This is a genomic window from Halorubrum sp. Boch-26, assembly GCF_029889805.1.
GTDB lineage: Archaea > Halobacteriota > Halobacteria > Halobacteriales > Haloferacaceae > Halorubrum.
Map to the genome: position 1 here is coordinate 1 of NZ_JARANT010000096.1, position 10,151 is coordinate 10,151.

Annotated in this window: 10 protein-coding genes and 1 pseudogene; 2 read left to right on the top strand and 9 right to left on the bottom strand. The window is 70.7% G+C overall.

Annotation, left to right across the window (positions count from 1 at the left end; genetic code table 11):
• A pseudogene (locus OQF71_RS12175) lies at positions 1–343 on the bottom strand (anthranilate synthase component I); the annotation flags it as partial.
• Between the two features lie 69 nt (positions 344–412).
• The gene (locus OQF71_RS12180) at positions 413–940 is read right to left on the bottom strand and encodes a helix-hairpin-helix domain-containing protein (RefSeq protein WP_280587990.1); all 528 of its coding nucleotides are present in this window, start codon (positions 938–940) and stop codon (positions 413–415) included.
• 129 nt (positions 941–1,069) lie between these two features.
• Here OQF71_RS12180 and OQF71_RS12185 point away from each other — a divergent pair, with 129 nt between their 5' ends.
• Entirely contained in the window at positions 1,070–1,528 is a 459-nt protein-coding gene (locus OQF71_RS12185; protein ID WP_280587991.1) for a transporter, read from the top strand.
• Between the two features lie 31 nt (positions 1,529–1,559).
• On the opposite strand, the gene OQF71_RS12190 is transcribed toward OQF71_RS12185, so the two are convergent.
• The 7 genes from OQF71_RS12190 to OQF71_RS12220 all read right to left on the bottom strand — a co-directional run bounded on the left by OQF71_RS12190 (position 1,560) and on the right by OQF71_RS12220 (position 8,331).
• Positions 1,560–2,378, bottom strand: a complete 819-nt coding sequence (locus OQF71_RS12190) for a shikimate dehydrogenase (protein ID WP_280587992.1) — start codon at positions 2,376–2,378, stop codon at positions 1,560–1,562.
• 106 nt (positions 2,379–2,484) lie between these two features.
• Entirely contained in the window at positions 2,485–3,612 is a 1,128-nt protein-coding gene (locus tag OQF71_RS12195; RefSeq protein ID WP_280587993.1) for a DUF373 family protein, read from the bottom strand.
• Between the two features lie 95 nt (positions 3,613–3,707).
• On the bottom strand, positions 3,708–4,643 hold the full coding sequence (gene sppA / locus OQF71_RS12200) for a signal peptide peptidase SppA (protein ID WP_280587994.1): 936 nt from the start codon (positions 4,641–4,643) through the stop codon (positions 3,708–3,710).
• Between the two features lie 159 nt (positions 4,644–4,802).
• Complete coding sequence (locus OQF71_RS12205; RefSeq protein ID WP_280587995.1) at positions 4,803–5,726, bottom strand: coiled-coil protein; 924 nt, start codon at positions 5,724–5,726, stop codon at positions 4,803–4,805.
• Positions 5,727–6,021: 295 nt separating this feature from the next.
• Positions 6,022–6,729: a 2,5-diamino-6-(ribosylamino)-4(3H)-pyrimidinone 5'-phosphate reductase gene (locus tag OQF71_RS12210; protein WP_280587996.1), complete on the bottom strand. Its 708-nt coding sequence runs from the start codon at positions 6,727–6,729 to the stop codon at positions 6,022–6,024.
• A gap of 77 nt (positions 6,730–6,806) precedes the next feature.
• On the bottom strand, positions 6,807–7,313 hold the full coding sequence (locus tag OQF71_RS12215; protein ID WP_280587997.1) for a PUA domain-containing protein: 507 nt from the start codon (positions 7,311–7,313) through the stop codon (positions 6,807–6,809).
• Positions 7,314–7,389: 76 nt separating this feature from the next.
• Positions 7,390–8,331 (bottom strand): HD domain-containing protein, encoded by a 942-nt coding sequence (locus OQF71_RS12220; RefSeq protein ID WP_280587998.1) that lies wholly within the window; start codon positions 8,329–8,331, stop codon positions 7,390–7,392.
• Positions 8,332–8,494: 163 nt separating this feature from the next.
• Between OQF71_RS12220 and OQF71_RS12225 the strand changes: the two genes are divergently transcribed.
• On the top strand, positions 8,495–10,151 hold a 1,657-nt coding region (locus tag OQF71_RS12225), incomplete at its 3' end, for an NAD-binding protein (protein ID WP_280587999.1).

Genomic DNA, 10,151 nt, shown 5'->3' on the forward strand with positions numbered 1-10,151 from the left:
CCGCGAGCGTCGGGCTCGGGCGCCGGTAGTCGCCGGTCGGGCTCCGATCGCCCGCGTCCGTGCCGTCGCGGGCGTCGGCGGCGTCGCCCTCGGCGCCTCCGGCGACGGCGGCCGCGCCCGAGACGGTCAGCCGCTCGACCGGGTCGACGCCGAAGTACCCCCACCCGGGCTGTCCGCCGGTGGTCTCGTAACAGAAGCCGCCGGGACCGTCGCGGGCCCGCCGGTAGGCCGCGAAGGGGTCGTCGACGGCGACCCGGCGCTCGACCGGGACGCGGGCCCCCGCGGGCGCCGCGGCGGCGACCTCGCGGAAGCGGTCCCGGTCGGTGTGTACCGATCGCTGCATGTGGCTCGGTTCGGCGGGCGCGACGAAACAGTTGCGGTCGACGGCCTCACGAAGGGTCGGTCGGCGGCCTCAGAACTCGCTCGCCCGCTCGATCCACGTCGCGGCGCGCCCCTCGCCGACGCTGGCGCCTTCCGCGACGGACGCGGCGTCGGCGGCCGCGAGGTCCTCGACGGTCTCGATGCCGATCCCGGCGAGCCGCTCGCCGTAGGCCGGACCGATCCCCTTGATCTCCTCGACGTCGGTGCCGGCGTCGTCGGCGTCGACCGCCACGTCCTCCGTCCCGGCGTCGGCGGCCTCCGCCGGTTCGGCGGCGGTGTCGGCCGACTCCGCGTCCGCTGTCGCTTCGGCTTTCTCGTCGGCGGTCGCGGCGTCCTCGGCCTCCGCTTCCGCCGTCGGCTCGTCCTCGACCACCGACCCCGCTGAGGCCGCCGCCTCGGTCCCGGCAGCGGCGGGCTCCGGATCCTCGCTCTCGTCCGTTCCCGCGTCCTCCTCGGCCGTCGGGTCGCTCTCGACGGTCACTTTCGCCTCCGTTTCGTCGCGCTCGGCGCGACCGGTCCCGAATCCGAGTTTCTCCTTGATCTTCTGCAGTAGGGCCATTACCGCTGTATACGCCCGTGGGATATTTAAAAACCCTCGCCGACGGCCGCTCTCGCGACCGCCGTCGTCGTCGCCGTCGCGCGGATCCGTCTCGTCGGTATATAAGTGGCGTCGGACCCTCCGACGGGCATGGAGATCGTCAATCCGGTCATGTGGTCACTCCACGTCGGCTTCGCGGTCCTCTGGACCGGCAGCGTGTTGTTCGTCGCTCTCGCGGTGCTCCCGCCGGCGCTCCGCGGTGACGTCGACGGCGGCGTTCTCGAGGGGATCGTCGGACGCCTCCGGTGGATCACCCGCGTCGGCGCCCTCGTCTTCCTCGCGTCGGGCGGGCACATGGCCGGGACGCTGTACACGTTCGAGTCGCTCACCGGCACCGGTCGGGGTCACCTCGTGTTGACGATGATCGCGCTCTGGTTCCTGATCACCGGGCTCGTCGAGGTCGGGAGCGGAAAGCTGACCGACGGGCTCGACGCCGGTAAACTCCGCGAGCCCGCCCGCGACGCGAAGCCCTTCCTCTACGGCGCCGCCGGCCTCTCCGTGGTCCTCGTCGGTACCGCCGGGCTGCTGGCGACCCCCGGGATTATGTAAGAGATCGAACGCCGATTCGATCGGCCGTCGACTACTTCAGCTCCGCTCGCAGCGCCGCGTTCATCGCGTCGACGGGCGCCTCTCGGCCGGTCCAGATCTCGAACGCCTCGACGCCTTGGAACAGGAGCATCCACGCCCCGTCGACCGTCGTCGCGCCCGCGTCGGCCGCCTCCCGGAGGAGCCGCGTCTCGATGGGCGCGTACACCGCGTCGAGCACCGCGAGGTCGCCGTGGAGGTGGGCCGCCGGAACCGGCGTCGCCTCGGGCTCGTCCATCCCCACGCTGGTCGCGTTGACCAGCACGTCGGCGCCGGCGACGCGGTCGCCGAGATCGCCGAGCCCCCCGCCGGTCGCGCCGGGGACCGCCTCCGCCAGGTCGACCGCCCGCTCCGCGGTGCGGTTCGCGACGTGGACCGCCGCGCCCGCGTCGGCCAGCGCGAACGCGGCCGCCCGCCCCGCGCCGCCCGCTCCGACGACGACGGCGTCTCGTCCCTCCAGAGCGACGCCGTGATGGGAGAACGCACGCTTCACGCCGGCCGCGTCGGTGTTGTGGCCACGGGGGTGGTCGCCCGCGCGGACCGGGCCGAAGTCAATCGTGTTGACCGCGCCGATGCGATCGGCGAGGGGTGCGGCGTCGACCGCGTCGAGCACGTCGCGCTTGAACGGCACCGTGACGTTGAGTCCGGCCACGCCGAGGTCGGCCGCGCCCGCGACCGCCGCGGCCGCCGCGTCGGCCTCCGGCTCGAAGGTGACGTAGCGCGCGTCGATCCCGAGCGCCTCGTAGCCGGCCTCGTGCATCGGCGGCGACAGCGAGTGCTCGACGGGATTCCCGATGAGTCCGTACACGTCCATGGGCGCTCACGCGGCCGCAACCGACAAAAGGGGCGCGGTCGCGGTGCGGGGACCGCGGGAACGGCGCGGTCGCGGTGCGGGGACCGCGGGAACGGCGCGGTCGTCCTCACTCCCCGTCCGTCTCCCGGTCCGCGTCGATAACGTCTTCCAGCGTCTCCGTGCCCACGTCGCTCGCGAGCTTGACGCCGACGAGGGAGACGAGGAGCCCCGCGACGATGAATCCCGCGAGCTGTTGGACCGGGCTGACGGCGACGCTTCCCAGCTCTAACGGGTCGAGGATCGCCTCCTGCGCGAGGAAGTAGCCGGCGAACCCGCGGACGACGAGCGAGACGGCGACGATGACGAACGGGAGGTTGAGGTACGGCGTTCGGATCCCCTCGTCGCGGATCAGTTCGTCGAGCAGCCGTCCCACGGCCGCGGTGACGCCCGCGACTGCGAACCACGGGACCGCGGCGTAGGTGAACTCGACCGCCTCCACCAGCGTCGGCACGCCTCTCAGCACCGACGCGGAGAGCACGCCGAAGAAGCCGCCGACGAGTGCGAGTCCGCCGGCGACGACGTACGTCACGATCGACACTTGGCCGGCGTACAGCGCCTCCCGGACCCGCTCCGGCATCCCCCCGACGAACCGGTCGATCGCGAGACCCTTATAAAGAAGCGCCGCGCCGAGCAGCCCGGCGACGCCCGCGACCGCCTCGGCGGGGGAGAACCAGTAGAACAGCGCTGGCAACAGGAGCAACGCGATCCCGAACGGGACGAGGACCGTCGAGCGCAGCTGCTCGTCGGCGAGGAACTGCTTGAGCAGGTAGTACGTCGACTCGATGTCGCGGGCTTGGCGGACGACGACGCGGTCGACGGAGTCGACCGGGATCCGCGACTCCACGATCGGGAGCACCTGCTCGTCCTCGGCGGAGTCGACGACGACGACCGCGGCCCGGGGGTCGTACCGATCCACGAGGTCGTCGAGCTGGGACGCGATCGATCGGTCGGCGCCGACCGCGGTGTCGCTCTCCGCCGAGACGACGGCGACCACCGACTCCTCGCGCTCGTCCCGGAGGTCGCGCGCGACCCGCAGCGATTCGAGCAGGCAGTTGACGCTGGCGTCCTCCGGGTCGCTGAGCCCGGCGTCGGTGACGAGCGACCGGACCGCCTCCCAGCCGGCGACCGGCATGGGGACGTTCGTGGCCCGTCCGATCGTCCCGGAGCGGTCGATGCAGATGACCAGCGTCGTCACGCTTCGACTCTCGATCCGCCCGGATAAAAAGCTCCCCGTCGTCGAGCGGATCGTCGGTGCCGATTCCCGCCCGGTCGCCGGTGCCGACGCTCCGTCTACCGCAGCTCGACGTCCACGTCGCCGCCCTCGCTCGCGAACACGCTCGCGACGCCGCTGCCGGCGGCGAACGCGACGCGCTCCGCGCCGATGCCGAGCCGCTCCGCGAGCCCGCGGTCGGGCGTGAACTCGCGGACCTCCGGCTCCGCGTCGATCAGCTCTTCGAGCCGGTCCTCGACGTCGTCCTCGGTACCGAGCTCGTCGACGAGTCCGATCTCAGCCGCGTCGCTCCCGAGGTAGACCCGCGCCTCGGTCTCCCGGACCGCCTCCGGATCCATGTCGCGCCCCTCGCTGACGGTCTCGACGAACTGGTCGTAGTAGCCGTCGATGATCCCCTGGAGGTACTCCCGCTCGTCCTCCTCGATCTCGCGCAGCGGGACGCCGGCGTCCTTGAACTCGCCCGCGGTGAACTGCTCGTAGGATATCCCGAGCTTGTCCGCGAGCCCGGCCGCGTTCGGCCGGGAGCCGACGACGCCGATGGAGCCGACGAGGCTCGCGTCGCGCGCCCACAGCTCGTCGCAGCCGCTCGCGATCCAGTAGCCGCCGGACGCGCAGGTGTCGGTCGCGTACGCGACCGTCGGACCGTCGAAGTCGGCGGCCGCGCGCCGGATGTCGTCGCTCGGGAGCACCTCGCCGCCCGGCGTGTTGAGCTCGACGACGAGCGCTTCGGCGTCCTCGTCCTCGTCGGCCGCCTCGATCTGCTCGACCACGTCGTCCGCGGTCGTCCCGCCCGGTCCCGACAGCGGCGAGGGGCGCCCGGTGTCGCGCCGGATGGGTCCGGAGACCGTCACCTTCGCCGCGTTGTACTCCTCGGCATCACCGAACCGTCCGCGGGTGAGCCGGGCCACGATCCGCCTGCCCGCCACCGTCGCCGTCGCGCCGACCGCGGCGGCCGCGAGGAGGGTCCGTCCGTCCGAACGCGCGTCGCTCTCCATACCGCCGGTTGGGGGCGCGGCCGTTTATATGGTTGCGCTACGGGGACCGGCGTCGGCGGCGGACGCCGAGGCGCCGCTCGTCCCGCGTCCGATCGATCGAGTACGTCGTCACTGACGGGACGAAAACAACCGCAAAATCGGGGGAAATCGGCGTCCGGCTTACAGCAGGCCGGTCTTCTGGAGCTTCATCAGGTCCTCGGTGTCGAGCGTCTCGCCCTCCTTGAACTTCTGATAGATCTCCTCGGCCTCCTCCTTCTCCTCCTCGCGCTTCTCCGCGCGCTCGTCCTTGCGCTCGCGCTCCTCTTCCTTGTCGAGCTCGCGCAGGCGCTTCTGGACGCGCACGAAGTCCTCGTGATGCTGGTCGGCGGCCTCCTGGGCCTCCACGAACAGCTCGTGCATCTCGTCGGCCTCGTCGCGGATGTCGTCGGCCTCGCGGTAGGCCTCGATCATCTGGTTGTGGTGCTCCTGGGCCTTGTCCGCGAGCTCCGTCACCTTCTGGTGGTGCTGGGACGCCTCGGACCGGACCTCCTCGGCCTCCTCGACCAGCTCGTCGAGCTCGCTGGTGTCGTCGACCTTCTCCTTCTTCTCGGCGAGCTTCTCGCGCTTCTCGTCGATCTTCTCGATGAGCTCGCGCTCGTCGTCCGCGTCGAGCACTTCGGTCTGCTGACGGAACTCGAGGTCCTCGATCTCCTCTTTGAGCTCCTCGATGGACTTTCCGGAGCCGAGCTCCATGTCCTGTTTGAGATCCTCGACCTCGTCGAACAGCTCGTTGGCCTCGGCGTTGAGCTCGTTTCGCTTGTCCTTGTGCTCTTGGACCTGCTCGTTGAGCTCGTCGCGCTTCTCGCGGTGTTCCTGCGCCTCGTCGACCTTCTCACGCGTCTTCGCGTTGAGGTCGTCGCGCTTGGAGGCGCGCTCGGAGGCCATCTGGTTCAGCTCGTTGCGTCGGTCCCGCAGCTGCCCGGCGCGTTTGATGAGCTGACCTTTCGACCCGTTGTCGAGGTCGTCCTCAGAAAGGTCCACGTTGTCCGCTTCGTCCATCGGTTCGATCTCGTACTGCTCGATGACTTCGTCTTTCGTTACCATTTTTTATCTCTCCATCACCGCTCCGGGGGTAGCGATCGCTCGCCGTCGTGCGTCGGGCCGTTCACAAGAGCTCCCGTTCATTTCAGCGTGCGATCCCACCAGCGCCGGAGGCGTTCTGGTATCAGATCCTACCGCAGGCCGACATATAAAGACTTCGGTGAATCGGGTGTAACCCGGTAGCACGGGCCGTATACCCGCCGATCCGTGACGAACGATCACACACCTATCGCTATTTATTAACTCAACCGTGAGATCCGTCGTGCCGCCGCGTACGCGCCGGTCGCGCTTCGAGGCCTTACGGGACCTTTCCGGGAACCTCGTACGAGAGCACGATCCCGTCGTCGAGCCGCTCGGTATCGACGAGGTCGAGCCGCGGGAACGACTCGGCGAACCCCTCGCCGTCGGCGAGCGTCGGCGCGTCGCGGCCGCCGATCACCGTCGACCCCACATAGACGTGGAGCTCGTCGACGAGCCCCGCGGCGAAACACGAGTAGATGACCTCGCCGCCCCCCTCGACCATCAGCCGGTCGACGCCGCGGTCGGCCAGCTCGTCGAACCCCGCGGCGAGGTCGACGCGGTCGCCGTCCGAACCCGAGCCGCCGTCCGGTCCGCTCCGCCCGGCCACGACGACCTCCGCGCCGGCCGCGGTCAGCGCCTCGCGGCGCTCCTCGGCCGCCGCGTCCGAGACGAGCAGGTACGTCGTCGCCGCGTCGTCGAGGATTCGGGCGTCGGCCGGCGTCCGCCCCTTCGAGTCGACGACGACGCGCGCGGGGTGACCGGGGCGGCCGTTCCGCAGGCGCTGGACGCGACGGTCCTCTTCGTCGAGCGTGAGGTGCGGGTCGTCGGCGAGCACCGTTCCGACGCCCACGAGCACCGCGTCCGCGGCGGCCCTGACGCGGTCGACCCGATCGAAGTCCTCCGAGCCCGAGATGCGGAGCTGCTCCCGGCGCCGCGTCGCGAGCTTCCCGTCGACGCTCTGGGCGGCGTTGACGACGACGTGCATACACGTGGGTCTCGCGGGCAGGAAATGGTCGTTTCGATCGGGGAAGAACGTCGGCGACGGCGGCGCCGGCGCTCCCGTCACTCCGCGTCGCCGACGCCGTTCCGCACCTTGACCGCGACGCCGCTCTCGAACGCCTCGGCCTCGGCGCCGGAGAGCTCCGCGCGGCCGACCGCGAACAGCGCGTCGTCGCCGTCGACGACGAGCACCTCGTCGCCGGGGCGGATCCCGTCGTCGGCCGCGGTCACGAACTTCGCGAAGGCGTTGCGTCCCTCGCGGACGAACGGCTCGCTCTCCTCCCCGACGACCATCCGGTGCCGCGGCGGGTCGAACGCCTCGCGGAGCCGCCGGCCGCCGGCGACGCCGAGCGTGAAGCGCCCGTCGGTGCCGTACGAGACGAGGCGGTCGCCCTCGGAGCTGCCGGGCGTGTCGTCCACGTCCCCGACGATCACCTGCCGCGGGCGGCCGCCGCTCGACCGGCGGAGGGTCAGCGGCTCGTCCGGGGGAAAGAGGGCGCGGCCCGCGCCGGCGCCGAACTGGTAGTCGGCGCCGGTCCGCAGGTCCGCGAGCGCGTCGGCGTCGGTCATACCCGCACTGTCCCGGCCACGCGCAAAGCCGTTACGACACGGGACGGTCCGGACGAGACGACGCGAAGCGACCCGCTTACAGCTCGATCCGGTCGACGATCGACTTCGTTCCGTCCTCGTCGTTGTGGGTGTTGATCGCTATCGTCTGTATCCGGTCCCCTACCAGCGATCCCTCCATCTTCGCCTTCAGTAGCGAATCCACCTGGTAGACGCCCGCGGCGTTGTTCATCCGGATCACGACCTGCACGGGGGTCTCCTCGCCCTCCCGCAGCGAGACGCGCTCGATCGCCTGCGAGGAGACGGTGTTTATCCCGCGGCCGCCCTCCTCGTAGGGAACCCGCGAGCGCCCCCGCTCCATGTCGAGCCCGTCGGCGATCCGGACGACCCCGGCCTCCAGCGTCAGCGGCTGTTCTTCGGTGTGGTGACAGAGTATGGCGTGGAGGACTTCTGCCTTGACCCGGACCTGCTCCGGAACGTCGTAAAACGAGGGGAGGAAGTCGTCGAGCAAGTCGGCCGCGAGCGGGATCGAGTAGTACGGGTGGTCGTGGCGGTGGACGACGTGCCCGATGTCGTGGAGCGTGGCCGCGAGCGCGATGATCACCGCTTCGTCGGCCTCGTCGAGCCCCTGCTGGCGAGCGCCGTTGAACTCGACGCCGCCGGCCTTCAGCAGGTCGTACAGCCGGAGCGCGCGGTCCCGGACGATCTCGACGTGTTTCGCGCCGTGGTCGTTGTACCCCTTCCGATCGACGGGGTTGACGTTCTGCGCCTCCAGGTACGCCTCGATCTCCGGGTCCGACTCGATCCGGTCGAGCACCTCGTTGAGCCGGGCGTCGGGGAAGGCGTGTTCCCCGTCGGGGTGGTACTCGTGCCGGTCGGCGTCGGTGTCGGCGGCGATGTCGGCGTCCGGTCCGGGGTCGGCGCCCGGTCCGGGGTCGGCGCTCGATCTAGGGTCGGCGCCCGGTCCGGGGTCGGCGTCGGTCTTCCCCCCGTCGCCTCCGGCATCGGTGGTCTCGTCCATGCACGTCCGGAAGGCGGGCCGGTCGTATAAGGCTCCCGCCGGCCCCCGGTCTGCACCGGCTCCGCCCTGCCAGACTTCGATAGCCTACACCGGTGATCTTCGCGGAGGGAGGGCGACCTCCGCGACCGCGTGAACTATTCGTCGCGGTTCCGATGGCGGACCCATGGAGCAGTGGCAGCAGCGGGTGGCGAAGACAATCGCCGTCCTCACCGTGCTCGCGTTCGTCACGTCCGTGGCGTACCACTCCCTGATGGTCACGGTCGAGGGGAGCGCGGCCGGGTACTTCCACTCGACGCAGGTCGTCATCGAGACGTTCACGGGGACGGGATACGGCTCGGACGCCCCGTGGGAGTCGCCGGTGGCGAACCTGTTCGTGATCGGAGTAGACCTGTCGACGTTCCTCATCCTGTTCATCGTTCTCCCGTACGTGTTCCAACCGATCTTGGAGGATCGGCTCTCGCCGACCGCGCCGAGGTCGACGGCGCTCACCGACCACGTGGTCGTCGCCTGCGAGCTCACCGCACGCGTCGAACGGCTCATGGACGAATTCGAGGCCCGGGGCGTGGAGTACGTCGTCGTGGCGGCGGACGAGGAGACGGTCATCGACCTCGAGTCGGCGGGCCGGTCCGCGATTCGCGGCGACCCGACCGCGGCGGCCGCCCTCGGCCGGGCGAACGTCGGCGACGCCGCGGCGGTTCTCGTTGACGTCGCGGGGACCGACGCGCCGAGCGCAGTTCTCTCCGTCCGCGAGCACGACGACGACGTGCTGGTCGTCGCGCAGTGCGAGAGCCCCTCGCTGCGAACGTCGCTGGAATACGCGGGGGCCGACACCGTCGTGATGCCCCGCCAGTTGGTCGGTCGCCGGATCGCCGACAGACTGCTCTCCGAGTTCGATCTCCGGTTCAGCGACATCGTGAGCCTCGGGGACGAGTTCGCGATGGTCGAGGTGACAATCGACGAGTCGAGCCCGATCCACGGGACCACGCTCGGGGAAAGCGGGCTGTCCGCGAGCGATGACGTGACTGTCGCCGGGCTGTGGTACGACGGCGAGTACCGGCCGGACCCCTCGCCGAAGACGGTGCTCGATCGGACCGCGACGGTGATCCTCACGGGGTCCGAGGCCGAACTCCGAGCGATCGAGATCCGGAGCCGTCCGGACACGGAGGCGGCGACCGAGGTCGTCATCGCGGGGGCCGGCGAGGTCGGCTCGACCGCACGGGACCGGCTCTCCGAGGCGGGCGTCACGTGTACGGTGATCGACCTGCGCGAGGAGGTCGCCGACGTGACCGGCGACGCGACCGACGAGGCCGTGCTTCGCGAGGCCGGCGTCGAGGACGCGGACGCGTTCGTCGCGGCGCTCGCGGACGATAACGACGCCATCCTCTCGGTGCTCCACGCGCGGACGATCGCGGGCGAGATCGACATCGCCGCCCGAATGAACGGCATTGACACCGAGTCGAAGGCGCGCCGAGCGGGAGCGACCTACGTGCTCAGCGTGCCGGACATCAGCGGGCGACTGGTCGCGCTGAACGTCCTCCGCGAAGCCGTGCTCTCTTACGATCGTCAGGTCGAACTGGTGGGCGTCGAAGCCGACGATCTCCCCGGAAGCACGCTGTCCGATCCGGCCGTGCGCGAGTCGGACTGCTTCCCGGTCGCGATCGAGCGAAACGGGCAGTTCCGAACCGACATCTCGCCAGAGACGACGCTAGAGTCGGGTGACAGGGTCGTCGTCGCCGGCGGCGGCGGGGGGGGGGGCGCGGGGGGGGCCCGGAGGGGGGGAGGGAGGGATAGAACAGAGGGGGAGGCCGCCGGTCAACAAT